This window comes from Saccharothrix luteola, from assembly GCF_020859565.1.
Lineage (GTDB): Bacteria > Actinomycetota > Actinomycetes > Mycobacteriales > Pseudonocardiaceae > Actinosynnema > Actinosynnema luteola.
Genome location: NZ_JAJHUO010000022.1, coordinates 16,516 through 41,062 on the forward strand (window position 1 = coordinate 16,516; position 24,547 = coordinate 41,062).

27 protein-coding genes are annotated in these 24,547 nt (G+C 73.4%); 10 read left to right on the top strand and 17 right to left on the bottom strand.

The window, feature by feature from the left end; translation table 11 throughout:
- Positions 1-507: 507 nt before the first annotated feature.
- The gene (locus LNK82_RS28795) at positions 508-1,479 is read right to left on the bottom strand and encodes a tyrosine-type recombinase/integrase (RefSeq protein ID WP_230567951.1); all 972 of its coding nucleotides are present in this window, start codon (positions 1,477-1,479) and stop codon (positions 508-510) included.
- 92 nt (positions 1,480-1,571) lie between these two features.
- Here LNK82_RS28795 and LNK82_RS28800 point away from each other — a divergent pair, with 92 nt between their 5' ends.
- Positions 1,572-2,177, top strand: a complete 606-nt coding sequence (locus LNK82_RS28800) for a TetR/AcrR family transcriptional regulator (protein ID WP_230567950.1) — start codon at positions 1,572-1,574, stop codon at positions 2,175-2,177.
- A gap of 55 nt (positions 2,178-2,232) precedes the next feature.
- A complete protein-coding gene (locus LNK82_RS48650) occupies positions 2,233-2,640 on the top strand; it encodes a CysS/YqeB C-terminal domain-containing protein (protein ID WP_443706265.1) in 408 nt (135 codons plus the stop codon).
- A 776-nt stretch (positions 2,641-3,416) separates the two neighbouring features.
- Here the strand turns inward: LNK82_RS48650 and LNK82_RS28805 are convergent.
- Entirely contained in the window at positions 3,417-4,628 is a 1,212-nt protein-coding gene (locus LNK82_RS28805) for a glycosyltransferase family 2 protein (RefSeq protein WP_230567949.1), read from the bottom strand.
- Between the two features lie 96 nt (positions 4,629-4,724).
- Complete coding sequence (locus LNK82_RS28810; RefSeq protein WP_230567948.1) at positions 4,725-5,138, bottom strand: VOC family protein; 414 nt, start codon at positions 5,136-5,138, stop codon at positions 4,725-4,727.
- Positions 5,139-5,229: 91 nt separating this feature from the next.
- On the opposite strand from LNK82_RS28810, the gene LNK82_RS28815 reads away from it, so the two are divergent.
- The gene (locus tag LNK82_RS28815; protein WP_230567947.1) at positions 5,230-6,174 is read left to right on the top strand and encodes a helix-turn-helix transcriptional regulator; all 945 of its coding nucleotides are present in this window, start codon (positions 5,230-5,232) and stop codon (positions 6,172-6,174) included.
- Between the two features lie 30 nt (positions 6,175-6,204).
- On the opposite strand, the gene LNK82_RS28820 is transcribed toward LNK82_RS28815, so the two are convergent.
- Positions 6,205-6,672 carry a MarR family winged helix-turn-helix transcriptional regulator gene (locus LNK82_RS28820; protein ID WP_230567946.1) on the bottom strand — a complete coding sequence of 156 codons (468 nt, stop codon included), beginning with the start codon at positions 6,670-6,672 and terminating at the stop codon, positions 6,205-6,207.
- A 43-nt stretch (positions 6,673-6,715) separates the two neighbouring features.
- On the opposite strand from LNK82_RS28820, the gene pip reads away from it, so the two are divergent.
- Positions 6,716-7,660 (top strand): prolyl aminopeptidase, encoded by a 945-nt coding sequence (pip, locus tag LNK82_RS28825; RefSeq protein ID WP_230567945.1) that lies wholly within the window; start codon positions 6,716-6,718, stop codon positions 7,658-7,660.
- Between the two features lie 197 nt (positions 7,661-7,857).
- On the opposite strand, the gene LNK82_RS28830 is transcribed toward pip, so the two are convergent.
- From LNK82_RS28830 to LNK82_RS28840, 3 genes are all read right to left on the bottom strand, one after another.
- Positions 7,858-8,478, bottom strand: a complete 621-nt coding sequence (locus LNK82_RS28830; RefSeq protein ID WP_230567944.1) for a class I SAM-dependent methyltransferase — start codon at positions 8,476-8,478, stop codon at positions 7,858-7,860.
- A 170-nt stretch (positions 8,479-8,648) separates the two neighbouring features.
- A complete protein-coding gene (locus LNK82_RS28835; protein ID WP_230567943.1) occupies positions 8,649-9,362 on the bottom strand; it encodes an SDR family oxidoreductase in 714 nt (237 codons plus the stop codon).
- On the bottom strand, positions 9,350-10,048 hold the full coding sequence (locus tag LNK82_RS28840; RefSeq protein WP_230567942.1) for an alpha/beta fold hydrolase: 699 nt from the start codon (positions 10,046-10,048) through the stop codon (positions 9,350-9,352). The genes LNK82_RS28835 and LNK82_RS28840 overlap by 13 nt, the downstream gene beginning before the upstream one ends.
- A 143-nt stretch (positions 10,049-10,191) precedes the next feature.
- On the opposite strand from LNK82_RS28840, the gene LNK82_RS47930 reads away from it, so the two are divergent.
- A complete protein-coding gene (locus tag LNK82_RS47930) occupies positions 10,192-11,079 on the top strand; it encodes a ferredoxin family protein (protein WP_230567941.1) in 888 nt (295 codons plus the stop codon).
- Here LNK82_RS47930 and LNK82_RS28850 read toward each other — a convergent pair.
- Complete coding sequence (locus tag LNK82_RS28850; RefSeq protein WP_230567940.1) at positions 10,984-11,658, bottom strand: TetR/AcrR family transcriptional regulator; 675 nt, start codon at positions 11,656-11,658, stop codon at positions 10,984-10,986. The two genes, LNK82_RS47930 and LNK82_RS28850, sit on opposite strands and share 96 nt — an antisense overlap.
- A gap of 198 nt (positions 11,659-11,856) precedes the next feature.
- Here LNK82_RS28850 and LNK82_RS28855 point away from each other — a divergent pair, with 198 nt between their 5' ends.
- A complete protein-coding gene (locus tag LNK82_RS28855) occupies positions 11,857-12,369 on the top strand; it encodes a CGNR zinc finger domain-containing protein (RefSeq protein WP_230567939.1) in 513 nt (170 codons plus the stop codon).
- 26 nt (positions 12,370-12,395) lie between these two features.
- Here LNK82_RS28855 and LNK82_RS28860 read toward each other — a convergent pair whose 3' ends face one another.
- On the bottom strand, positions 12,396-13,280 hold the full coding sequence (locus LNK82_RS28860; RefSeq protein ID WP_230567938.1) for a pentapeptide repeat-containing protein: 885 nt from the start codon (positions 13,278-13,280) through the stop codon (positions 12,396-12,398).
- A gap of 100 nt (positions 13,281-13,380) precedes the next feature.
- Here LNK82_RS28860 and LNK82_RS47090 point away from each other — a divergent pair, with 100 nt between their 5' ends.
- Positions 13,381-13,758 carry a DUF1707 SHOCT-like domain-containing protein gene (locus tag LNK82_RS47090; protein ID WP_268996550.1) on the top strand — a complete coding sequence of 126 codons (378 nt, stop codon included), beginning with the start codon at positions 13,381-13,383 and terminating at the stop codon, positions 13,756-13,758.
- Between the two features lie 36 nt (positions 13,759-13,794).
- Positions 13,795-15,174 (top strand): amidase family protein, encoded by a 1,380-nt coding sequence (locus LNK82_RS28870; protein WP_230567937.1) that lies wholly within the window; start codon positions 13,795-13,797, stop codon positions 15,172-15,174.
- 97 nt (positions 15,175-15,271) lie between these two features.
- On the opposite strand, the gene LNK82_RS28875 is transcribed toward LNK82_RS28870, so the two are convergent.
- From LNK82_RS28875 to LNK82_RS28910, 8 genes are all read right to left on the bottom strand, one after another.
- A complete protein-coding gene (locus LNK82_RS28875) occupies positions 15,272-16,237 on the bottom strand; it encodes a hypothetical protein (protein WP_230567936.1) in 966 nt (321 codons plus the stop codon).
- Between the two features lie 145 nt (positions 16,238-16,382).
- Positions 16,383-17,594 carry an SPFH domain-containing protein gene (locus LNK82_RS28880; RefSeq protein WP_230567935.1) on the bottom strand — a complete coding sequence of 404 codons (1,212 nt, stop codon included), beginning with the start codon at positions 17,592-17,594 and terminating at the stop codon, positions 16,383-16,385.
- Between the two features lie 16 nt (positions 17,595-17,610).
- Entirely contained in the window at positions 17,611-18,036 is a 426-nt protein-coding gene (locus LNK82_RS28885; RefSeq protein ID WP_230567934.1) for an NfeD family protein, read from the bottom strand.
- Between the two features lie 40 nt (positions 18,037-18,076).
- Positions 18,077-18,883 carry a DUF3097 domain-containing protein gene (locus LNK82_RS28890; protein ID WP_230567933.1) on the bottom strand — a complete coding sequence of 269 codons (807 nt, stop codon included), beginning with the start codon at positions 18,881-18,883 and terminating at the stop codon, positions 18,077-18,079.
- An 11-nt stretch (positions 18,884-18,894) separates the two neighbouring features.
- Positions 18,895-19,656 carry an aminoglycoside phosphotransferase family protein gene (locus LNK82_RS28895; protein WP_230567932.1) on the bottom strand — a complete coding sequence of 254 codons (762 nt, stop codon included), beginning with the start codon at positions 19,654-19,656 and terminating at the stop codon, positions 18,895-18,897.
- Positions 19,657-20,130, bottom strand: coding sequence for a GNAT family N-acetyltransferase (locus tag LNK82_RS28900; RefSeq protein ID WP_230567931.1), 474 nt, complete (start codon positions 20,128-20,130; stop codon positions 19,657-19,659). It lies immediately after the preceding gene.
- Between the two features lie 74 nt (positions 20,131-20,204).
- Entirely contained in the window at positions 20,205-20,999 is a 795-nt protein-coding gene (locus LNK82_RS28905; protein ID WP_230567930.1) for an SCO1664 family protein, read from the bottom strand.
- An 8-nt stretch (positions 21,000-21,007) separates the two neighbouring features.
- Positions 21,008-21,574 (bottom strand): DUF3090 domain-containing protein, encoded by a 567-nt coding sequence (locus LNK82_RS28910; protein WP_230567929.1) that lies wholly within the window; start codon positions 21,572-21,574, stop codon positions 21,008-21,010.
- Positions 21,575-21,702: 128 nt separating this feature from the next.
- Between LNK82_RS28910 and LNK82_RS28915 the strand changes: the two genes are divergently transcribed.
- Together LNK82_RS28915 and LNK82_RS28920 are read left to right on the top strand one after the other, a co-directional pair.
- Positions 21,703-23,616, top strand: a complete 1,914-nt coding sequence (locus LNK82_RS28915; protein WP_230567928.1) for a S9 family peptidase — start codon at positions 21,703-21,705, stop codon at positions 23,614-23,616.
- Positions 23,613-24,476: a S66 peptidase family protein gene (locus LNK82_RS28920; protein ID WP_230570135.1), complete on the top strand. Its 864-nt coding sequence runs from the start codon at positions 23,613-23,615 to the stop codon at positions 24,474-24,476. The genes LNK82_RS28915 and LNK82_RS28920 overlap by 4 nt, the downstream gene beginning before the upstream one ends.
- Positions 24,477-24,547 lie beyond the last annotated feature (71 nt).

Genomic DNA, 24,547 nt, shown 5'->3' on the forward strand with positions numbered 1-24,547 from the left:
GGCTGGTGCCTGGACGGCGACGGGGCCGACAACCTCCAGCTGGAACACGCCGTGTCCGGCAACTGCCTCGTCGCTCGTTCTGCGGGCTGGATCGACCTGGGCGACTGCACCGGAGTGGAAAGTCGCCGGGACGCAAGGGGCAAGAACGGCTGGGTGATGCTGTGGAACAGGGCCTTCGGCGGATGCCTCGTCCCGTGGGGAACCGACGTGCCGGGCGACTACTACCCGCTCGTCCTGGAGTGGCGCGACCCCGGCAACCTCGACAACGTCCCGAACATCCGTGCCCGGCGCTACTTCGGCCAGAACGAAGCCCTGATCCCCGCCTCGAACGCGGGCGGCGGGGGCCCGCCCCCCCCCCCCCCCCCCGGCCGGGGGGGGGGGCGGCCGCCCCCCCCCCCCCCCCGCGCCCCCCGTCCGCTCTCCACCTCCCAGCGATCCGGACGTGGAGAGCGGACGCCGCCGAGCACCCGCGACGGTCGACCCGACGGCCCCACCCGGCTCGAACACCTACTCCCCGCGCGGCAACCGCGCCAACGACGCGTACGTCCGATTGCCCGCCACCGCCGCCCGCCGCTCCCGCGCCGTCGCCTCGATGTAGTTCTGCGACGTCGCCAACGACGCGTGCCCCAACAACGCCATGATCTCCGACGCCGTCGCGCCGTCCTCCGCCAACCGCGTCGCGAACGTGTGCCGCAACGCGTGCAGGTTCGCCCCCGACGGCACCCGGTCGTGCAACCCCGCCCACCGGAAGCACGACCGCACCAAGTACTCCAACCCACCACGCCCGATCGGCTCGCCATGCCGATCACGCAACAACGCCGACCCCCGATCGAACCGCCCCCGCGGAAAACGCCGCCGACACGACACCACGTACTGCTCGATGATCCGGTCCATCGCCGGCTCGATCGGCACCGACCGATCCCGATTGCCCTTCCCCGCCACGTGCAGCCGCCGCTCACCCGGCCGACCCACCACCGACCCGTGCGTCAACGTCCGCATCTCCGCCGACCGCAACCCCGCCACCAACCCCAACGCCAACACCAGCACATCCCGCTCCGGCCACGGATCACGAGCCTGACGCGCACCCTCCGCCGCCGCCGCCAACAACCGCTCCGGCGTGTCCTCACCCCGCAACGGCTTCGGCACCAGGGGAGGGGTCTTCGGCCGCGCCACCGCACCCATCGGATTGCCCGCCACCAACTCCTCCGCCACGCAGAACGTCAGGAACTGGTTCCACGTCGACCACGCCCGCAACACCGACGACTTCGCGTGCGAGTCCGCGAACACCCCGAACGCCTCACGCAGGTTCCGCGCCGTCAACTCCGCCATCACCAGCGACTCCGGGGGAGTACCCGTCACCTCCGACAACAACGCCGTGACACCCGCCAGGTCGCGCCGGTACGCCGCCGTCGTGTGCGGCGAATCCTTCCGCGGCCGACGAGCGAGGAAGAACGACTCCTGAGCGGCAAGCACCAGCATGTCGATCTTCCTACCAAACACCACCGACAAAACCGGGGGACCGCCCCCGGAGGATAGTTCGATTGACCGATCAGTCAATGAAAGGGCGCGCCGTGGCACGCACCGTCGACACCCAACAGGTCGCCCAACGCCGACAAGCCATCACCCTCGCCGCCGCCCGCCTCTTCGCAGCCCACGGCTTCGACCAGACCACCGTCGCCCAGATCGCCCGCGCCGCCGGACTCAGCCCCGCCACCGTCTTCTACTACTTCCCCGACAAACAAGCCGTCTTCCGCTCCGTCTTCGAACGCGACCTACCCCGATCCCAAGACCTCGTCGCCCGCCACACCCACACCCCGCACCCCGTCACCGCCATCACCGCACTCGTCACCGAACTCGCCGCCGACGCCCAAGACCCCAGCGCACCCGGCCTGCTCGTCGAACTCCTCCGCCAAGCAGGCCGCGACCCCGAACTCGTCGACATCGTCGCCCGCAACGCCCGCATCCTCCACGAAGGACTCGCACACCTCATCACCCGCGGCATCCAGGACGGAACCGTCGACCCCGCCCTCGACCCCGACCACACCGCCCGCTGGCTCCTCGCGATCGTCGACGCCGTCTTCCTCAACGCCGACCCCGCCCACGACCCCCGCCCCGCACTCCACCGCACCGTCACCCACTACCTCGCACCACCACCGCCGGACCCGGAGGACACCTGATGGGGACAACCACCGACCACGACACCGCCACCGTCACCATGCCCGCCACCTGGCTCTGGCTCCTCCGACCCGGCGGCACCGCACTCGGCTGCGCGACCGGACCAACGCCGTCTTCACCGACGGCCGGGACCTCGTCGTCCTGGACCACGACACGGGCGAACTCGCCCGAGTCCGGGCCACCGACCTCCCGACCAGAGCACTGCGCGAGGCGTTCGAACGGTTCCGCTACCCCTGGCACGGCACGACCGACCCGCACGAAACCGAGTTCACCCGCTGGATCGACGGCACACCCGACCTCGACCCGGCCACCCACACCCTGCTCCGCACCCGCCACCGCGCCCTCACCGACAAGAAGGCCGGCGCCGCGGCCGAAGCACTCGACGAGCTCCGCGCGAAAGGGCTCGCCGTCCGGGACCGGGACGGCGAGCAGCAGTACCGCCGGCGTGCGGGAGAGTCGTCGTAATAGGTGTCGTGGTAGGGGAGGGCCACGCCGTCTTCCTCGGGGGAGGGGGCTACCCGCGGGGACGCTTCAACGGGGCAGGTGACGGCTGTGGTCGGCCCAGGCGGCGAAGCCCTTCGTGCAGTGGAGCGGTGGTGATCCGGGCGTCCAGGTCGACATCAGGGGCCGCAAGATCCGCAGCTCGTGCCGGCAACCGACGGAGAATCCCATGACTGATGGATAATGGGGATTATCCATCAAAAGGGGATCCGGAAGGGGTTCGGGCCCCGGCTGGGGGATGCCACTCTCGAAGGCTTCGTCGACGGCCCGATCCGCCCCTGGAACGCACATTTGCGTGCGATGCGCGCGACCGTGATGCCGTGCGTCCAGGGAGCCCGGCGAGCCGGACCGGGGTTCCCGCCGAGGACCCCTGACGGCCCGCCTCGATGATCAACTGCCGACGTGCGCCCGGCATGCGCGTTGGTCCGACATCCACTGACACCACCCGCGATCCGTCACTGTGACGTTTCTACGGTGACAGGCTCACCGGCGACTCGGTGCTGTCTCGACTTTGCTGTCCCGGCCTTCCCGACCTGGGGGCTCCCACCGGTAGGTCGTGGGCCGCGTCGTCCCGATGAACGACGGTGCGGACGGACAGCGGCAACGACGGTTCGTGAGACGGCGAGCGGGCGAACGTCACGCGTGAACGTCGCGTCGCACCGGTGTGGCCGACCTGCGGCTCGCGGCGTCCGTGACCCCTGCCGACCAGGCTGTCCGTAACGCCGATAATCTACATTATGTTAAGTAGAACGTTCGGGGAGCGTCCGGGGCGCTTCCCTGCCCACGCGCCTGGCCTCCGCGGTGATGGTGTCGCCCCACGTGCGCCACATGCCGTCGAGCCGTGAGGTGACGACGACGCGTTGCACCGCGTTGTCCGGCAGCGGGATCTGCAGGCCGATCGCGTGGTGTCGCGCGTGCGTGCCGCCGGCCTTCGCCAGGAGTTCGGCGTCGAAGTCGATCAGGACGCTGCCCTCGGGCAGGGTGTCCGGGATGTCGTCGCCGCAGCCGACGACGCACACCGGTCCCCCGGCGTCGGCGGTGTGCTGGTCGATCTCCGTTCGAACGTCGAGGTCGCGGGCCTGGTCGGTCCAGGTGGTCAGGGTGCGGTGCTCGGCTTCGGCGATGAGCGGGTCGTCGCGTTCCAGGGAGGCCCAGACGAGTTCGACGTCCGGCTCGTGGGTCTTGTCGAGGAATTGCCGCATGGTGCGCTTGGCGCTGGCGAGCATCTCCCCCGTGTCGCGTTCGTGTGGTGGTTCGACGGCCCAGGCGCTCAGGTCGAAGTGGGTGGCGAGGCCGTGTCGGCGCAGGCGGTAGCCGAGTTCGATGTCTTCGGTGCCCCAGGTGACGAAGCGTTCGTCGAAGCCGCCGACGGCGTCGAAGTCGGTGCTGCGCACGGAGAGGTTCATGCCCCAGGCGAAGAGCCAGGGGAAGGCGAGCCGGTCGGGTTGGAAGTCGACGGCGGCGAGGGGTTCGTGGCGGATGTCGCGGAAGCCGGGGTGGTCTTGGAAGTCGTGGTGGACCTGCTTCGGGGTTCCGGTGGCGATGGCTTCGGCGAGGCCGGGTGTGGGGTCCCAGGGGCGGTAGCCGTGGACGTAGCCGAGGTTGAGGGTGGGGTGTGCGGTGTGGGCGTCGGCGTGCGCGCGGGTGAGGTCGGGTCCGGCGAGGGTGCCGCAGTCGAGGAAGGCGAGGACGGGCGCGGTGGCGTGGCGGGCGCCGGCGTTGCGGGCGTGTGCGACGCGGCGGCCGAGGTCGGGTTGGTGGTGGTAGTGCAGGTGGAGGCGGTCGTGGAAGGTCTTGACGACGTCGGCGGTGTGGTCGTTCGAGCCGTCGTCGGCGACGATGACTTCGTAGTCGTCGGGCGGGAGGGTTTGGTCGGTGAGGCTGTCGAGGGTGCGGCGGAGGAGTTCGGCGCGGTTGTAGGTGGGGATCACGACGGAGATCCGCGGCGGCATCCGGGCTCCTTGGGGCGCTGGTGGTGCGGGCGCTGGGAAGGAGCGGACTGTATCGGGTTCGCGGAACCGATACAGCCCCCGCGCTTCGGTGTCGGTTCAGGCGGTTCGGGTGGTGGTCAGGCGGTCGAGGATGTCGTGGTAGTGGGCGTTGGCCATGATGCCGAGGACGTTGCCGAAGGGGTCGAGGACGCTGGCGGTGACGTAGCCCTCGCCGCGGACCTTGGGGTCGTCGTGGGGTGTGGCGCCGAGTTCGGTGAGGCGGTCGAGGGTGGCGTGGAGGTCGTCGACGGCCCAGTAGGTGATGGCGCCGGCGGGGGCGGTGCGGGTGTCGTGGGGTGCGTAGTCGCTCTTGACGATGCCGAACTCGTGTTCGTAGTCGCCGATGCGGAATTCGATGTAGCCGCCGGGGACGGTGAAGTAGGGCTCGATGCCGAAGAACTCGGTGTACCAGGTGGCGGCGGCGTCGAGGTCGTCGGCGAAGAAGCTGGTGGTGGTGAGTCCGCGGAGCATGGTGGTTCCTGTTCGTTCGGTGGTCGCTTGTCCCCTACTTTGGCGGTCGAAGTGCTCACCGAGTGAGCACTTTTCGGGCGAGACTGGGTTCATGCGTGCGGACCGGTTGGTGGCTGTCCTGTTGTTGATGCAGGCGCGGGGGCGGGTGACGGCGGCGGAGTTGGCCGGTGAGCTGGAGGTGTCGGTGGCGACGGCGCGGCGGGATCTGGAGGCGTTGTCGTCGGCGGGTGTGCCGGTGTACCCGCAGCCGGGGCGTGGTGGTGGTTGGCGGTTGGTGGGGCGTGCGCGGACGGATCTGAGCGGGTTGACGTCGTCGGAGGCACGGGCGTTGTTCTTGTTGGTAGGGCCTGCGGCGTCGGGGTCGCCTGAGGTGCGGGCGGCGTTGCGGAAGTTGGTGCGGGCGTTGCCGGAGACGTTCCGGGAGGGTGCGCAGGCGGCGGCGGACGCGGTGGTGGTGGATGTGGCGGGGTGGGGTGGTGTCGGTCGGGAGCGGCCGGGGTTGGTGGGTGTGTTGCAGGAGGCGGTGGTGGGGCGTCGGCGGGTGGTGTTGGTGTACGAGGGGCGTGGGCGGGTGCGGTCGGAGCGGGTGGTGGAGCCGTGGGGGTTGGTGGACAAGGACGAGGTTTGGTACTTGGTGGCGGGTACGGGTGCGGGTGAGCGGACGTTCCGGGTGGATCGGGTGGTGTCGGCGCGGGTGACGGATGAGGTGTTCGTGCGGCCGGAGGGGTTCGACTTGTCGGTGGCGTGGGAGCGGGTGGTGTCGGAGGTGGAGCGGCGGCGGTCGTCGGTGTCGGCGGTGGTGTCGGTGGAGTCGCGGTTCGCGCACGTGTTGGGTGATCAGTTCGGGCGGCATTGCGAGGTGGTGGAGGAGGTGGGTGGTCGGGTGCGGTTGCGGTTGTCGGCGACTACTCCGTTGATGATCGCGCAGGTGTTGGCGGGGTGGGGTGCGTTGGTGGAGGTGGTGGAGTCGGAGGAGGTGCGGGCGGAGTTGGCGCGGTTGGGTGCGGAGTTGGTGGCGGGGAACGCGGTGCGGTGAGGGCGCTCCCGCGGTTGGTTCCCGGGATGGTCACATCCGGTCGTGGATGCGGTCTTTCATGGACTTCTCCCCCAGTGCCCGCAGGGCGGCGGCGACGAGGTCGGTGAGGGGGTAGGGCAGGTCGGCGTCGAGGTCGCGGGCGGCGGCGGTGGTGGCGTTCCACTCGGCGTCGAGGGTGGGGAGGATGGCGCGGGCGTGGTCGGTGAGGTGGACGATGCGCCTGCGGGCGTCGTCGCCGGGGTGGAGGTCGACGAGGCCGTCGCGGCGCATCTGGTTGACGGTCTGGCTGATGGCGGAGTGGGTGACGCCGATGGTGTCGGCGAGGTCGCGGATGGACAGCGGTCCTCTGGTGTGGACCAGGCGGATGACCGGGGTGTAGCGGGGGCGGAAGCCCGGTAGGCCGAGGTCGGTGTAGACGCGGGCGACGTCTCCTTCGAGGAGGTCGAGCAGGTGGCGGAGGCGGGTGCCGAGGTATTCGCCGGCGGGTGCGTGGTCCACTCCCCTAATGTAACAGCGCTGTTGTATCTGTGAGGAGGGGTGGATGTACCCGGAGATCGAGCCGTACGAGCACGGGATGTTGGACGTCGGCGACGGCAACCTCGTGTACTGGGAGGTGTGCGGCAACCCGGAGGGCAAGCCGGTGGTGTGCCTGCACGGTGGGCCGGGCACGGGCTGCTCCCCCGGCATGCGTCGGCAGTTCGACCCGGAGGCGTACCGGATCGTGCTGCTGGACCAGCGCGGCAGTGGCCGCAGTCGGCCGCACGCGAGCGCGTACGCGACGGACCTGTCGGTGAACACGACGGCGCACCTGGTGGCCGACATCGAGCGGTTGCGGGAGCACTTGGGCGTCGAGCGGTGGATGGTGTTCGGCGGGTCGTGGGGTTCGACGCTCGGCCTGCGGTACGCGCAGCTGTTCCCGCACCGGGTGACGGACATCGTGCTGGTCGCGATCACGTCGGGCCGGTACGCCGAGCTGGACTGGCTCTACCACGGGCTGGGCATGCTGTTCCCGGAGCAGTGGTCGAGGTTCCGCGACGGCGCGGGCGAGGGCGCCACGGACCTGGTGGCGGCGTACCACGCGTTGCTGAACGACCCGGATCCGGCGGTGCGGGAGAAGGCGGCGACGGACTGGACGGACTGGGAGTCCTCGATCGTGTCGCTGGATCCGGATTACCGGCCGGGGCCGCGGATGGCGGACCCGGCGTGGCGGATGGCGTTCGCGCGGTTGTGCGCGCACTACTTCAGCCACAAGGTGTGGTTGGAGGACGGTCAGGTGCTGCGGGACGTGGAGCGGTTGCACGGCATCCCGGCGATCCTGGTGCACGGTCGGTTGGACCTGCAGGGCCCGCTGTGGACGGCGTGGGAGCTGGCCCGGACGTGGCCGGACGCGGAGCTGGTGGTGGTGCGGGGCGCGTCGCACGCGGTGTCGGACCCGGGGATGGCGGAGGCGGTGCTGGCCGCGACGGACCGGTTCGCGCGGCGCTGAGCGCCTGTGCTCGACCCGGACCACGTCCGATGCTGGATCAGGTCCGTCCTATTCCGGCTGTGCCAGGTCGTTCGCGAGGTGCTTCGGACTCCCTTCCCCGGGCCACGTCGTGACGGGCGGTGGGTTGCCCGGGGCCGAAGGTCCGGTGAACCGTCCGACGGGGTGGTTCGAGCAGCCTCCGGCCCGTCGAAGGTCCGCTAGAGGCGCCAGACGCTGGTCGTCCTGACCGCGACGCCTTCCAGGTCCGGTGGCACCGGCACCGGGAAGGCGTCGACGAGGGTCCAGCCGCGCGGCAGGAACGACCGTTGCGGGTCGCCCACCAGCACCAGGGCGCCGCGGCGGTGCGCGGCCAGCAGGAACGGCTCGACCCGGGCGGCCATGTCGCGGTCGTAGAAGACGTCGCCGGCCAGCAGCACGTCGACCTCGGGGTCGGTGTCGAGCAGGTCGCCGGCGGCGATGGTGACGGTGACGTCGTTGGCGCGGGCGTTGAGGTCGATCGCCGCCACCGCGACGGGGTCGATGTCGTTGGCCGTGACCAGGCCGCCCGCGCGGGCCGCCGCGACCGCCACCAGCCCGGAGCCCGACGCCAGGTCCAGCACCCGGCGGCCCGCGACGAGCTCCGGGTGGTCGAGCACGTGCCGGGCCAGCGCCTGGCCTCCCGCCCAGGGGAACGCCCAGAATGGTGGCTCCGGCGAGCCGGTGCGTTCCCACAGGGCGATCACGTCGTCGGCGGTGCGCAGCACGATGTCCGGGGTCAACGGGACCGGTCGCGCACTCGTGACCGAGCGGACGAAGTCCTCCACCGGGCCGCTGATCACCGGGATGACGCCCTTCGGGGCGCCCGGGACAGCGCGTCCCTCGACGACCCGACCGCCTCGGACGACTCGGACTGGCTGAGCGGCGGTCGCACCATGCCGTGATGGTAGGGCCGCGTGCGGGCCGGCCTGTCGGTGGTTGTCCGCGTGCTCGTCGGTGGTTGGACACGTGCTCACAGCCCTCCGGCGACCCGCAGCACCGCGCCGGTGGTGAACGACGCCGCGTCGCTCAACAGCCAGGCCACCGCCTCCGCGATCTCCTCGGGTTCGCCGGGCCGGCCCAACGGGATCGCCGACGCCACCCGGTCGGGACGGTCCGGCACCCCGGACAGCTCGTGGATCTCCGTGCGGACCGTGCCCGCGGCCACCGCGTTCACCCGGATCCCCCGCGGCCCCAGTTCCTTGGCCAGCCCCACGGTCATCGCGTCCACCGCCGCCTTGGTCGCCGCGTAGTGCACGTACTCGCCCGGCGAGCCCACCGTGGCCGCGGCCGAGGACAGCGACACGATCGACCCGCCCGCCACCAGGTCCCGTGCCGCCCGCCGCGCGCACAACAAGGCGCCCACCACGTTGACGTCGACCACCCGGCGCAGGTCCTCGGTCCGCAGCTGCGCCAGCGGACCCACGGGGCTGGTGATCCCGGCGTTGACGACCACGCCCGTCACCTGCCCGAGCGCCGCGGTGGCGTCGAACAGGGCGTCCACGTCCGCCTCGTCGGACACCTCCGCCCGCACGGCGACGCCGCCGACCTCCCGCGCCAACGCCTCGGCCTGTTCCGTCGAGGTCCGGTAGCCGATCACCACCCGGTGCCCGTCGGCGGCCACCCGGCGCACCACCGCCGCGCCGATGCCCCGGCTCCCGCCCGTCACCACGATCAGGCCAGCCACGCCGTCACCTCCGCGTCCACCACGTCCTGCGCGGTCACCAGCATGTGCGCCAATCCCGGCACGTCCACCAGGCGCGCGCCCGGCACGGCGGCGCACAACCGCGCCTGCACCGGCCGGAACGCCGGGTACTCCTGCTCGCCGCGCACCACCAGCAGCGGCACGTCGAGCTCCCCGGCCCGCGCGAGCACGTCCAACGGCTCCACCGCCGCCCGTGCCGCGTCCGTCCAGGTGTAGGAGTCCAGGGCGCCCACCTCGGTCGACGCCTCCACCACCGCCTGCACCCGCACCGCCGGGTTCACCACCGCCACCCGCCGCACCGGCACCACGCGCCGCAGCGCCGTCGTCAACGCGATGTGCCCGCCCGCCGAACCGCCGACCAGGTCCACCGGCCCGTCGTCGCAGCCGAACTCCGTCCGCGCCGCCGCGACCAGGGCGGGCATCGCGGCCACCCCCGACTCCACCATCGCCGAGTACCCGTCGACCACCTGGTCCGGGCCTTCGCCCCACGCCGGCAGCGCCGCGTACAGCCGCCAGGCGTCCACCCCCGTCAGCGGCAGCGCCTCGGCCATCGCCTCCGGCGTGCCCGGCTCGCCCATCAGGTGCCACACGACCACCAATCGCCGACCGCCCCGCACCGGCGGCGTCGCCACGAACCGCACCCCCGCCGCCTCACCCGTGATCACCATGACCCCGAACCTACGTCCCGACCGGCCCGGACGGCGTCCACCCGTCGCGAACACGGCATACCCACCGCGACCACGAGCCGCCCGAACGCGTGAACCCGTACCCCGGTGTCACTCGAACGGCCGTGCCAGGGCACTCTGAAGGCGTGACCGAGCCGCGTTGCGCCGCGATCTCCGCGGACCTCGAGGAACCCCAGGCGGGCACCGCCGCGACCGCCGCCGCCTGGATCTGCCTCGAACAACCCGGGCCCTGGGGACGCGACGCGCTCACCCAGAGCCGCCTCGACCCCGCGCTCGGCGCCGAACTGGCCCGCCGCGCCGCCGACACCGGCGTCCGCGTCCTGCTCATCCGCCGGCCCGGCCGCCACGCCGACACCCACCACGACGCGCCGCGGCGCGTCTACCTCGCCGCCACCACCCCCGGCCGGCCGCGGCTGGAGCAGACCGACCTCGCCGACCCCGCGGCCCTGCTCGACCTCGACTTCGCCGCCCTCGCCGCGGGCGTTCCCACCGGGCTCGGCACACCGGTCACCGGGCCGCTGCTGCTCGTGTGCGCCAACAGCCGCCGCGACGTGTGCTGCGCCCTGCGCGGCCGGCCACTGGCCGAAGCCCTCGCCGCCGCCCGACCCGACACCGTGTGGGAGTGCACCCACACCGGCGGGCACCGCTTCGCGCCCACCGGCGTGCTGCTGCCCACCGGCTACACCTACGGCCGCCTCGACACCGACTTCGCCGCCCGGCTGCTCGACCACGCCGCCCGAGGCCACGTCGTCACCGAGCGGTGCCGGGGCCGCTCCACCCACCCGCCGCACGGCCAGGTCGCCGAACTCGCCGTCCGCGACCTCACCGGCGAACACCGCGACGTGCTCACCGTGCACGGCGACACCGTCCACCACGCCGACGGCAGCGCCTGGCACGTCACCGTCGACAGCCGCGACCTACCGGCCTCCCGGCCCGCCAGTTGCGGCGCGGCCCCCACCCCGGCCACCGGGCTCGTCGCCACCGCCGTGCGCCGGCTCGTCCCCGCCGCCTGAGCGTCCCGGCACCGTCGCGCGGAACAGGCCCAGGCCCACCGCGCGGGCGTCGTCCAGGCCCACCGCGCCCAACGCGTCCGCGGGCAGCGCCAACAACGACACCGCCACACCCAGGAAGTACGCGTCCAGCAGGCCCGCGTCCCGCGCGGTGCTCGGCAGGCCCGCCGCCGCGTGCAGCCCCGCGCCCGCCTGCGCGTTCGACACCGCCATCCGACCCAGCGCCGCGCGCACACCCGGCCGGCGCACCGCCTCCAGGTACAGCTCCGCCATCGCCAGCAGCTGCGTGGGGTCCTCCACCACCGCGCGGCGCAACAACGCCGGGTACAGCTCCGCCACCTCGGCCGGGGTGATGCCCTCCGGCGTCGTCTCCCGCAACCGCCGCACCGCCGCCGCGTGCAACGCCGTCATCCGCGCCGCCGCCGCGCCCAGCAACGCGTCCCGCGACGGGAAGTAGTTCTTCGTCGTGCCCTCCGGCACGCCCGCCGCCCGGTCCACCGCGCGGTGCGTCAGGCCCCGGCCGCCCTCCGCCGCCAGCACCGAGATCGCACAGTCGCACAACAGGTCCCGACGGCTCGTCACGGTGACGGGACACTAGTCGATCGAGGCCGGCCCGCCGTCGCCACCACCCGCCCGGCCTCCAGCACCAACCACACCCCGCACACGCAGCGCACGTAGTCCACCGCGCCGTGCGACGACACCGGATACACACGCTCGGCACTGGGCCACCCGCAACAAGGACAACTGGTGTTCACCCCACCAGCGTGATGTCATGGTTCAGTGCATTTCAACCCTTACGGCGGGGCGGCGGCCGAACTCGCCGCCGCGCTGGTCAACGCCGACCCCGACAGCACCGCCGACGAGCTGCTCGACCTGCTGCGCGAGCACGACTACAAACCCCTCGGCGCCCTCGACGACGACCAGGCCCGCGACCTCACCGCCTGGGCCGCCCGCCTCTCACCCGTCTTCGACCACACCCCCGACCAGATCGCCCTCGTCAACGACCTGCTCGCCGAAGGCGCCGCCAAGCCCTACATCTCCACCCACGACGGCCGACGGCCCCACCTGCACTTCGCACCCGAACACGCGCCCACACCCCAACGGCTGCGCGCCTTCACCGCCGCCGGCCTCGCCCACGTCGTCTGCGACGACCCCGGCCGCCTCGGCCGCTGCGCACGACCCGGCTGCGGCACCGTCTACGTCGACACCTCGCGCAACGGCCGCCGCCGCTTCTGCACCACCCGCTGCGCCAACCGCGTCCACGTCGCCGACCACCGCACCCGCACCGCCTGACCCCCGGGCAGCCCCGGACGGCGCGGTCAGTGCATGACGCGGCGGCCGAAGCGGGCGTTGCCGAACTCCGCCGCCTCGCCGATCAACGCCGACCCCACGTCCGTGCGACCGCGGAACCACGCGTGCCGGAACCACGCGTCCTGGTGGAACACCACGTCACCGAACAACGCCCGGCCGCCGAACCGCACGTGCCGGAAATCCGCCCGACCCGACACCTCGGCCCGCCGCAGGTCCGCCCGACCCGACACCTTCGCCCGCGCGAACACCAACTGGTCGGCCACCTGCGCCGACCGCAACGACACGTTCCCCGCGAACACCGCCAACCCGAACGACGCCGACCGCGCGAACAACGCCTCCGTGAACACCGCGTGCCGCAGGAACCGGGCGCCCGCGAAGTTCGCGTCACCCGTCACCGTCATCGCCTCGAACCGCGCGTCACCCAGGAACACCGCGCCCATCAGGTCCACCCGGTTCACCCGACACCCCGACAGGTCGAAGTCCACCAGGATCGCCCCCGGCGCCACCACGTCCATCCCCGGCCAGAAATCCGCGCCCGGCCGCAGGTGCGACACCAACTCCCGCTGCACCGCCGTGCGCCACGGCGCGTCCAACCCCAGGCTCACCCCGCCCCGCAACGCCGCCAACCACGACGTCACCACCGCCTGCCGCCGCCGCGGCACCTGCCGGCCGATCTCGGCCAACAGCAACAACCCCTCCTCCTCACCGGCCCGGAACAACCGGTTCGCCTCGCGCCACACCGACACCGGAGCCGGCGCCGCACCCGCGTCCGGCCCCACCCGCCGCCGCGCGTGCTCGTCCAACAACGTCTCCGAACGCGACGCGCGCGCATGACGCACGCCAATCCAGACGATGACCACGGCCACCGCCAACGGCATCAGCCACGACGACATACCCCCGATCATGCCCGTCCCGCGTACGTCCACGGACGTACTTCCCGTCACCGCTTCGTGCCCGACGCCGCGACACGCCCCGGAGCGGAGCATCGACGGCATGGAACCGACCCACACCCCCGCCCCGCGCGCCTCCGACGCCGACCGCGACCACACCGCCGCCCGGCTGCGCGACGCCGTCGGCGAAGGCCGCCTCACCCTCGCCGAAGCCGACGACCGCATCGCCGCCGCCTACACCGCCGTGCACCACCACGAGCTGGCCGCCCTCACCGCCGACCTGCCCGCACCGCCACCACCACCGCCGGCGCCGCCCGCACGACACCGGCCACCGATGCTGCCGATCGTCCTGTTCGTCCTCGCCGTCGCCTGGATCGCCTCACCCCTGCCGTTCCCGTGGCCGCTGCTGCTCATCGCCCTGCTCGTGCACCGCGGCCTGCGACACCGCCGGCGGCACGACCCGATCACCCCGGCGGCCTGATCCACCCGCGCCCGCTCCTGCCCTAGAGTCCGCCCCATGGACCTGACCGACGCGTGCTTCGCGGGCGCCGCCCGACAGGCCGAACTGCTGCGATCCGGCGCGCTCACCTCACGCGCCCTCGTCGCCGAATGCCTGCGCCGCATCGACCGGCACGACCGGAGCCTCAACGCGTTCCGGCTCGTGTTCACCGACCGCGCCCTCGCCGACGCCGAGGGAGCCGACGCCCGCCTCGCCCGCGGCGAGGACGCACCCCTGCTCGGCGTGCCCGTCGCGGTCAAGGAAGACCTCGCCATCGCCGGACTGCCCACCACCAAGGGCACCGCCGCCGTCGACACCACCGCGCCCGCCGACTCCGAGATCGTCCGCCGCCTGCGCGACGCCGGCGCCGTCATCGTCGGCCGCACCCGCATGCCCGAACTCGGCCTGTGGCCCTACACCGAGTCCACCTGGGCCGGCGCCACCCGCAACCCCTGGTCACCCGACCACTCGCCCGGCGGGTCCAGCGGCGGATCGGCCGCCGCCGTCGCCGCCGGCCTCGTCGGAGCCGCCGTCGGCACCGACGGCGCGGGCTCCATCCGCATCCCCTCGGCCTGCACCGGCCTGTTCGGCCTCAAACCCCAACGCGGCCACGTGCCGCTGACCCCCGACCGCGACGTCTGGGGAGGCCTGGTCGCCGCCGGGCCCATCACCCGCCACGTCGCCGACGCCGCCCTGCTCCTGGACGTCCTCGCACCCGGCGACGACCACACCGCCGCCGTCACCGCCACCCGCACCCTGCGCATCGCCGTGTCCCTGCGCACCTGGGGCCGCGGCATCCCCGTCGACGCGGAAGTCCGCGACGCCGTCCTCGACACCGCGGGCCTGCTCGCCGACCTCGGCCACGACGTCACCCGCGTCGACCCCGACACCCTGCACGACGTCGCCGGACCCGCCGTGCTCGCCGCCCGCTACCTGCACAGCGCCGCCACCACCGAACGGGCCCTGGACCGACCCGACCGGCTCGACGCCCGCACCCGCGCCGTCGCCGCCCTCGGCCGCTCCCTGCCCGCGCCCGCCGTGCGCGCCGCCCTCTCCCAGACCGCGAAGCTCACCGACCACGCCAACCGGCTCTTCGACCACCACGACCTGCTGCTCACCCCCGTGCTCACCCGGCCGCCCCTGCGCGTGGGCGAGTGGAACCGCCGACCCACCCTCGCCGCGCTGCTCGCCGCCGCCCGCATGACCACGTTCCTGCCCCTGTGGAACATCACCGGCAACCCCGCCGCGTCCGTCCCCGCCGGCCACACCCGCACCGGCCTGCCCCTGGCCGTGCAGCTCGTCGCCACCACCGACGACGACCGCACCATCCTCACCGCCGCCGGCCAACTCGAACGCGCCCGCCCCTGGGCCGACCGCCGCCCACCCGCCCACCCCTGACCCGCGAGAGTCCTACGCCCAGCCCGCGTGAGTCCTACGCCCGGAACGCGCGTGTCCTACGCTCACGACCCCCGAGTGGAACGCTCGGAACACCCGGCTACCGCTCCCGCCACGCCAACTCCGACCGCCACCGCTGCAACCACTCCGGCACCACGCCGCCCGACACCGCCGCCAACTCGCCCTCCACCACGTGCCGCAGCACGTCGTCCGCGCCCTCCGCCACCCGCCCCAGCACCTCCTCGCGCACCGCGGGCCAGTCACCCGACGACGACGCCACCGCCCGCAGCCGCACGTAGGACTCCCACACCGGATGCGCCAGGAACGCCCGCCGCCGCAGGTCCACCGCCCGCTCCACCCACCCCGCGCGCAGGCACTCGTCCACACCCAGGTCCACCAACCGGGTCGCCGCGCCACGCCCACCCGTCGCCGCCAGACCCCGCTCCACCCACGCCACCGCCTCCGCCGACCGGCCCGCGTCCCGCAGCACCGTCGCCACCCGCAGGTAGTGCCAGCCCGACGACAGGTCCCGCGACAACACCAACACCTGCAGGTCCACGTCACCGGTGTGCTCGGCCAACTCCTCCATCACCCGCAGCAACGCCCACCGCTCCCGGTCGTAGCGCCCGGTCTCCCCGAACCCGATCACCGGCAACCGCTCGAACCGCGCCACCGCCTCCGCCCGGTAGAACGCCAGCCCGTCCTCGCCCAACGCCGACGCGTACGCCGCCAACCGCACCTCCGGCGGCTCGGCGAAGTCCGTCTGCACCCACAACAACCACGCCGCCAACTCCCGACCGTCCACCGACGGCCCGGCCGCGCACGCCACCGCGTGCAGGTCCAGCACCCGGTCCACCAACCCCGCCAACGCCACCCGCTGCTCGCTGCCCTGCGCGGCCCGCACCAGCACCTCGGCCAACTCCCGCGCCACCACCCGCGCGCCCGGCCCGCCCCGCACCACAGCCGACAGCTCCGCCACCACCGCCGCCAACTCGTCCCACCGCACCGACCAGGGTGCGTCGACACGGGCCAGGGCGGCCGCCGCACGACCGGGTAAGGCATCCACCGCGACATCCAACCGCACACCGACCGGCCCCACGAGACCCACTCGGACGCCCACCGGCCCGCCGGACCCGCCCCGACCACGCGAAAGGGGCGCCGGCGACCACCGCCGACGCCCCACCACTGCGTCCAAGATCACTGCCAGGGGATCACTCGTGCGGCGACCGCGGCTCCCCGGCCCCGACCTCCCGCGCCGCCGGCGACGACCCCAACGTGCCGCGCTCCGGCCCGCGTTCCACCGACGCCTGCTCCAACGGACCCGGCACCTCCTTGCGGGCCACCGCCTCCGCCGCGCGCACCGCCTCCGCCACCGCCGGGTCCGGCGCCGTGTCGAACCACTCCGCCACCGACGCGTCGTCCTGCTCCGGCGACGACGTCTCCGGCTTCTCGTAGACCGGCGGCTCGTAGCGGAACACGCCGTCCTCGCCCGGCGCGCCCAGCATCTTCGCGAAACCCTCCAGCGCCTTGCCGTAGTCCGACGGCACCAGCCACACCTTGTTCGCGTCGCCCTGCGCCATCTGCGGCAACGTCTGCAGGTACTGGTAGGCCAGCACCTCCGGCGTCGGCTTGCCCGCCTTGATCGCCGCGAACACCTTCTCGATCGCCTTCGCCTGACCCTGCGCCTGCAGGTACCGGGCCGCCCGCTCACCCTGCGCCCGCAGGATCGCCGACTGCCGCTCCGCCTCCGCGGACAGGATCGCCGCCTGCTTCGCGCCCTCCGCGGACAGGATCTGCGCCTGCTTCTGCCCCTCCGCGGACTTGATCGCCGCCTCCCGCTGGCCCTCCGCGTTGAGGATCATCGCGCGCTTCTCCCGGTCCGCGCGCATCTGCTTCTCCATCGAGTCCCGGATCGAGGGCGGCGGGTCGACCGCCTTGAGCTCCACCCGCGCCACCCGGATGCCCCACCGGCCCGTCGCCTCGTCCAGCACGCCGCGCAACTGGTTGTTGATCTGGTCACGGGAGGTCAGCGTCTCCTCCAGGCTCATCCCGCCCACCAGGTTGCGCAGCGTCGTGGTCGCCAACTGCTCCACACCCACGATGTAGTTCGAGATCTCGTACACCGCCGCCCGCGGGTCGGTCACCTGGAAGTAGACGACCGTGTCGATCGACACCGTCAGGTTGTCCCGGGTGATCACCGGCTGCGGCGGGAACGACACCACCTGCTCGCGCAGGTCGATCCGCGCCCGCACCCGGTCGAAGAACGGCACCAGGATGTTGAGCCCCGGTGCGGCGGTCGTGCGGTAGCGGCCCAGCCGCTCGATCACCGCGGCCGTGGCCTGCGGGATCACCAGCACCGACTTCACCGTCACGACCAGCACGAACAGCACCAGGACCGCGATGACGATCAGCGTCGTGGTCAACTCTCCCAGCCTCCACTCAGGCCCCGGACAGCACCACTGCGGTCGCGCCCGAGATCTCGACAACAGTGACTTCGGCGCCGGGCTCGATGACCTCGCGGTCCAACGACCGCGCCGACCACACCTCGCCGCCGATCCGCACCCTACCGCCGTGGCCGTCCACAGTGGACACGACGACGGCCGTGGCGCCCACCAGGGCCTCCACGCCCGACTTGTGCCCCGAACCCAGCGCCATCCGGCGCTTGATCGCGGGCCGCGCGCCCACCACCAGCCCCAACGACACCAGGCCGAACACGATCCCGCTGAGCACCACGTCCGCGCCCAACGCCGACGCGCCCGCCGCGCCCAACGCCGCCAGGCCCAGCATGACCAGCACGAAGTCGCCCGACAGGATCTCGGCCGCCACCAGGACGACACCGAGGATCAACCAGATCAGCGCGGCCACCCACCCATCCTCGCACTTCCGGGGCCACCAGGGGCGGGTTTCAGCCCGCCGGCTCCGCCACGAAGTCGATCAGACGCTCCACCGCGCCGATCAACGGCGTCTCCAGGTCCCGGAACCCCGACACCCCCGCCAACACCCGACGCCACCCCTCGTAGGGCTGACCCCAGCCCAGCGCCGCGCACACCCCTTCCTTCCACGGCACGCCCCGCGGCACCACCGGCCACGCCGCGATCCCCACCGACGCCGGCTTCACCGCCTGCCACACGTCCACGTACGGGTGACCGGTGACCAGGACGTCGTCGTCCCGGATCGCCGAGACCAGCCGCGACTCCTTGCTGCCCGCCACCAGGTGGTCCACCAGCACACCCAGCCGCCTGCCCGGTCCCGTGCCGAACTCCGCGATCCGGCCGGCCAGCTCGTCCACCCCGTCCAGCGGCTCGACCACGACGCCCTCCACGCGCAGGTCGTGCCCCCACACCCGCTCCACCAGCTCCGCGTCGTGCAGGCCCTCCACCCAGATCCGGCTGTCCCGGGCCGTGCGGGCCCGCAGCCCCTCGACCTTCACCGACCCCGACGCCGTCCGCGCGGGCTTCGCCGCCGCCGGCGCGGGCCGCACCAGCGTCACCGGCCGCCCGTCCACCAGGAACCCCGCCGGGCGCAGCGGGAACAGCCGCTGCCGGCCCCGCCGGTCCTCCAGCACCACCTGACCGTGCTCGAACCGCACCACCGCGCCGCAGAACCCCGACGCCGGGTCCTCCGCCACCAGCCCGACCTCGGCCGCCACCTCGGGCACCGTCCTGCGCTTGCGGCCCGACAGCACGTCGCGGCCGTAGTCGTGTGATCGCACGGCCGGCGACGTTACCGGCCCGCGGCCACCGACGGGTGATCGGGGAAGAACCCGGCGAACACCTCGCACCACGCCGCCAACCGGTCCCCGTCCACCACCGCCGACCAGCGCTCGATCCCGTCGCGCAGGTCGGGCGAGGCGTAGGCGAAGTCCACCGCGTCCGACGCCGGGTCGCCCACGCACGGCCGCGGGTCGATCGCCACCAACCCGCGCTCGCCCGCGTCCAGGACGTTGCCGAAGTGCAGGTCGCCGTGCAGCAACGTCGCCGCCACCCGGTCGCGGGCCAGCGCCGCCGCCCGCGCGTGAGCCGCGTCGTGGTCGCCGGGGTGCCGCCTGCGCAGCACGTCGAAGACGAAGTCCACCCGCTCGTGCAACGGCGGGAACCCCTCCGGCGGCGCGATGTGCAGCCCGCGCAGCACCTCGGCCAGCCCCGGACCGTCCGCGGCGGGCGTGCCCGGCACCAGGCCCTCCAGCAGCAACGCGCCCCGCGCCGGATCCGCCCGCAGCACCCGCACCATCCGCGGCGACGGCTCCCACGCCCGCAGCGCCGCGTGCTCCTGCACCGAGATCGCCGGCTCCGGCGTCACCTTCAACACCACCGGCTCACCGCCGCGCGTGCACATCAGGGCGTGCGAGGTGCCCCCGGACAACGGCCGCACCACCTCCAGGCCCCAGTCCCGGCACAACCCCGCCACCAGCGCGTCCAGCCCGTCCAGCCACGACCGCACCCCCGGCCCGAAGCGCCGCGTCATGCGGTCGGCCAACGACGCCATTCAGCCGTCCAACCTCAAGATGAACTCCTCCACGTCCTCACCACGCCCCTCGGCGAACCCCACGTCCTCGCCGACCGGCACGAACCCGCACTTCTCCAGCACCCGCAGCGACCCCAGGTTGTCCACCGCGGCCCGCGCGTACAGCGGGCGCAGCGGCTCCTCCCGCAGGAACAGCTGCAACGCCGCCGTCGCCAGCCCCTTGCCCCAGTGCTCCCGGTCGATCCAGCACACCACCTCCGGCTCACCGAACTGGCGCAACCGCCCCACGTGGCCCACCACGTCGCCGTCGAACACCACCGTGCGCGCCGCCACCGAGTCGTCGGCCAGGATCCGCGCCCACCGCACCAGGAACGCCGCCCGGTCCGACGGGTCCGACGGGGTGAACGCGGCCATCCGGACCGCCTCCGGATCGCGCTGGTGCTCGAAGAACACCAACACGTCGGCAGCGGTCACCTCGCGCAGTTCGACGCCCACGCGGCAAGTAGACAACACGCACCCGCGACGTCAGAAGATCCCCGCGCAGAACCGCCCGCCGGTGTCGCGCCCGCTCAGAACGCGGGCCAGGGGATCGCCGGCCAGTCGTTGGACGGCTCCGGGAACACCCCCGCCGCCAGCAGCTTGTCCACCCGCTCGGCCAACGCCCGCACCTCCGCGCGCGTCAGGTGCTCGTGCAGCCGCTCCGACAGCTCCCCGTCCAGGCACGAGCGCAGCCGCCGCAGCGACTCCACCGCCTCCCCGGGCAGCTCCTCGCCCAACCAGCCCCACAGCACCGTGCGCAGCTTGTCGTCGCCGTGCAGGCAGATCCCGTGGTCCACCCCGTACACCGCGCCGTCGAGCGCGTGCAGCACGTGACCGCCCTTGCGGTCGGCGTTGTTCACCACCACGTCGAACGCCGCCATCAACCGCACCCGCGGGTGGTCGGCGTGCACCAGCACCGCGGGCTCCCCGTACCGGTCGTGCGCCCGCAACACCGAACGCCACCCCGGCCGCACCTCGTCCACCGGCACGATGTCCACCAGGTCGTCGTCCTCGCGGGTCTCCACCCACAACTGGACCATGCCCGACCCGAACGGACCCTCCCGCAGCACCGTCGGCGGCACCACGTGCACCCCGGCCGCCTCCGACACCAGGTACGTGGCCACCTCGCGGCCCGCCAGCGTGCCGTCGGGGAAGTCCCACAACGGCCGCTCGCCGCGCACCGGCTTGTACACGCACTTCGCGGTCACGCCGTCGAGGCTGATCGCGCAGAACAACGTCGCGTTCGACGCGTCCACCAGCCGGCCCTCGACGTCGATGCGGCCACGCCGCAGCAAGTCGAGCACCCCGTCGTCAGCCGGACCCACCGCCGCGCTCAGCCCTCGTCCGACCGGCGGTAGCCGTTCTGCCGCGGGCACACGTGCCCCTCGGGGTCCAGCGGCTCGGCGCACAGCGGACACGGCTTGCGGCCCGCCCGCACCACCCGGTCCGCGCGCTCGGCGAACGCCCGCGCCTCCACCGGGCTCAGGAACACCCGCACCGCGTCCGGACCCTCCTCGGTGTCGTCGAGCACCACCGCCTCGTCGACCTCCTCCTCGGTGATCGCGAGCAGTTCGATGACCACCGCGCGGGACTCGGCGTCCCAGCCCAGCCCCATCGTGCCGACCTTGAACTCCTCCTCGACCGGCACCGCCAGCGGTTCGGTGTCCCGGAGGTCCTCGGGGACCGCGTCGGGGACGTCGGCGCCGAACCGCCGGTGCACCTCCTCCAGCAGCGAGCCGATGCGCTCGGCGAGTACGGCGACCTGTTGCTTCTCCAGCGCCACGCTGACCAGCCGGGCCTCCTCGGAGGCCTGCAGGTAGAACGTGCGCTCGCCAGGCTGCCCGACTGTGCCGGCGACGAACCGGTCGGGCTGGCGGAATACGTGGATGACGCGTGCCATGACAACGACGACCCTAGGCCACGCGAGCAAGATCGGCAGCCCTGCCCCTTGCTTTTCCACGACCGGCGAACACGACTCCCCGTCGGTCGGCGCTGACCGGCCGGCACGCACCCGGATAAGGTCGCCGCGTGGTGAAGATCGCACCGTACGGAACGTGGACATCGCCCATCGACGCGGCCGACGCCGCCGCGGCCGGCGGGGGCCTGCAGTGGGTCGACCTGCACGACGGTCGTCCCTGGTGGGCCGAGGGACGACCCGCCGAGGGCGGCCGGGTCGCGCTCGTGCGCGACGGGCAGGACCTGCTGCCGCCGCCGTGGAACGTGCGCAACCGCGTCCACGAGTACGGCGGCCGGCCGTGGGTCGTGCTGGACACCCCAGAGGGGACGCGCGTGGCGTTCACCAACTGGGACGACCAGCGCGTCTACCTGTTCGACCCCGACGACCCCCGGCCCGTCCCGCTCAGCCCCGAGCCCGCGCGCCGCCACGGCCACCGCTACGCCGACCTCACCGCCGGACCCGGCCACGCCGAGGTGTGGTGCGTGCGCGAGACCGTGACCGGCGACGCCCGCACCGACGTGCGCCGCGACCTGGTCGCCCTGCCGCTGGACGGCTCCCCGCCCCGCGTGCTCGCCGCCAGCCACCACTTCATGACCGGACCCCGGCTCTCGCCCGACGGCCGCCACTACGCCTGGATCGGCTGGGACCACCCCCGCATGCCGTGGGACGGCACCGAGCTGTGCGTCGCCGAGGTCGGCTCTTCGGAGCACCGGGTGCTGGCCGGCGGCGAGACCGAGGCCGTGTGCCAGGTCGAGTGGGAGGGCGACTCCCTGCTGGCGCTGACCGACCCCGACGGCTGGTGGAACCTGTTCCGCATCGGCCTGGACGGCGCCCGCAAGAACCTCGCGCCGTGCGCCGCGGAACTGGGCGGACCGATGTGGCGGCTGGGCAACCGCTGGTTCGCCGCCATCGGCCCCGGCCGCTACGCCGTGCTGCGCTCCGGCGCGCTGGCCGTGCTCGACGAGCGCAGCGGCACCGTCACCGACGTCGACGTGGACCAGCCCGTCTGGCACGCGCACCTCGCCGTGCACGACGGCGTCCTGGTCAGCGGCGCCGCCGGACCGCTGGCCGAGTCCGCCGTGGTGTCGCTGGACCTGTCCACCGGCGCCCTCACCGAGCACACCTCCGGCGAGTCGCCGTTGCCGGTCGACTACCTGCCCGTGCCCGAGGAACGCGTGTTCAGCGGGCCCGACGGCGACGTCCCCGCCTACGTCTACCCGCCGCGCAACCCCGACTTCACCGCCCCCGAGGGCGAGAAACCGCCCTACGTCGTGCACGTCCACGGTGGGCCCACCGGCCGGTCCGCGCCCGTGCTCGACGCCGAACTGGCCTACCTGACCAGCCGCGGCATCGGCGTGGTCGCGGTCAACTACGGCGGCTCCACCGGCTACGGGCGGGCGTTCCGCGAACGGCTGCGCGAGCAGTGGGGCGTGGTCGACGTGCAGGACTGCGCCGCCGTCGCCCAGGCCCTGGCCGACTCCGGCACCGCCGACGGCGACCGGCTCGCCATCCGCGGCGGCAGCGCGGGCGGCTGGACCTCGGCCGCGTCGCTGACCTCGGTGAAGACCTACCGGTGCGGCATGGTCGCGTTCCCCATCCTCGACCTGGCCGGCTGGACCGGCGAGGGCGGCGAGACCCACGACTTCGAGTCCCGCTACGTCGAGGGCCTGGTCGGGCCCTGGCCCGCGGCGGCCGACCGGTACGCCGAACGGTCGCCGTCCCACCGCGTCGACCGGCTCGCCGGGCCCGTGCTGCTGCTGCAGGGCCTGGAGGACGAGATCTGCCCGCCCGACCAGGCCGACCGGTTCGCCTCCGCGCTGGACGGCACCGGCATCCCGCACGCCTACCTCACGTTCGAGGGCGAGCAGCACGGGTTCCGCAAGGCCGAGACGATCGTCGCGGCGCTGGAGGCCGAGCTGTCGTTCTACGGGCAGGTGTTCGGCTTCACGCCCGAGGGGATCGCGGTCCTGGAGCTGCGCCGGTGACCTCCGACGCCACCTCCGGGCCCGGGCTGCTGCGGCCGGGCGACCGGGTCGTCGTGGTCAGCCCGGCCGGACCCTGCTCGGCCGAACTCCTCGACGCGGGCGCCGCGTGGCTGCGCAAGTGGGGCCTGGACGTGCGGATCGACGCCCACGCCCTGGACACCCACCCGACGCTGGACTACCTCGCCGGCCACGACGCCGACCGCGCCCGCTCGTTCGAACGGGCCTGGCTGGACCCGGCGGTGGCCGGGGTGCTGTGCGCCCGGGGCGGCTACGGCAGCCTGCGCATGGTCGACCTGGTCGACTGGGACGCCGTGGTGGCCACGGCGGCCGGTGGGCGTCGCAAGGTGTTCGTGGGCTCCAGCGACACCACCGTGCTGCACCAGCGGTTCTGGGCGCACGGCGTGCCCACGTGGTTCGGGCCGATGATCGGCACCAGGGCGTTCGTCGAGGACACCGCCGCCCGTGAACGGCTCCGCGCCGCCCTGTTCGGCGGCGTGACGTCCTACCGGGGTGTCGGCATGGCGCCCGGGGTCGCGCGGGGGGTCGCCGTCGGCGGCAACCTCAGCCTGCTCGACGCGCCGCCGCCCCCCGGCGCGGTCGTGCTGCTCGAAGACGTCAACGAAGAGCCCTACCGGCTCGACCGGATGCTCACCGACCTGCTGCGGTCCGGGTGGTTCGACCAGGTCGCCGGGCTCGTGCTCGGCTCGTGGACGGGGTGCGGCGACCCGTCCGCCGTGCTCGCCGACCGGCTCGGCGGGCTCGGTGTGCCGATCGTCGCCGACGCCGGGTTCGGGCACTGCGAAGGCCAGCTCACCGTGCCGCTCGGCGTGCCGGCCGGGTTCGGGTACTCCGGCGAGTAGCCCGCCTGCACGTACACCATCCCGTCGGCCACGACCGCGCCACCGCCGCCGCCGGAGATCGTGCCGCCGCG

Bases quoted from the DNA above. Each gene is read 5' to 3' on its own strand.
- LNK82_RS28805 (WP_230567949.1), bottom strand. From the start codon at position 4,628: ATGCCGCCGCGGATCTCCGTCGTGATCCCCACCTACAACCGCGCCGAA.
- LNK82_RS28840 (WP_230567942.1), bottom strand. From the start codon at position 10,048: ATGGTGATCACGGGTGAGGCGGCGGGGGTGCGGTTCGTGGCGACGCCG.
- LNK82_RS28870 (WP_230567937.1), top strand. From the start codon at position 13,795: ATGGACCTGACCGACGCGTGCTTCGCGGGCGCCGCCCGACAGGCCGAA.
- LNK82_RS28860 (WP_230567938.1), bottom strand. From the start codon at position 13,280: ATGTCGTCGTGGCTGATGCCGTTGGCGGTGGCCGTGGTCATCGTCTGG.
- LNK82_RS28815 (WP_230567947.1), top strand. From the start codon at position 5,230: ATGCGTGCGGACCGGTTGGTGGCTGTCCTGTTGTTGATGCAGGCGCGG.
- LNK82_RS28895 (WP_230567932.1), bottom strand. From the start codon at position 19,656: ATGGCGTCGTTGGCCGACCGCATGACGCGGCGCTTCGGGCCGGGGGTG.
- LNK82_RS47090 (WP_268996550.1), top strand. From the start codon at position 13,381: ATGGAACCGACCCACACCCCCGCCCCGCGCGCCTCCGACGCCGACCGC.
- LNK82_RS28910 (WP_230567929.1), bottom strand. From the start codon at position 21,574: ATGGCACGCGTCATCCACGTATTCCGCCAGCCCGACCGGTTCGTCGCC.
- LNK82_RS28810 (WP_230567948.1), bottom strand. From the start codon at position 5,138: ATGCTCCGCGGACTCACCACCACCAGCTTCTTCGCCGACGACCTCGAC.
- LNK82_RS28795 (WP_230567951.1), bottom strand. From the start codon at position 1,479: ATGCTGGTGCTTGCCGCTCAGGAGTCGTTCTTCCTCGCTCGTCGGCCG.
- pip (WP_230567945.1), top strand. From the start codon at position 6,716: ATGTACCCGGAGATCGAGCCGTACGAGCACGGGATGTTGGACGTCGGC.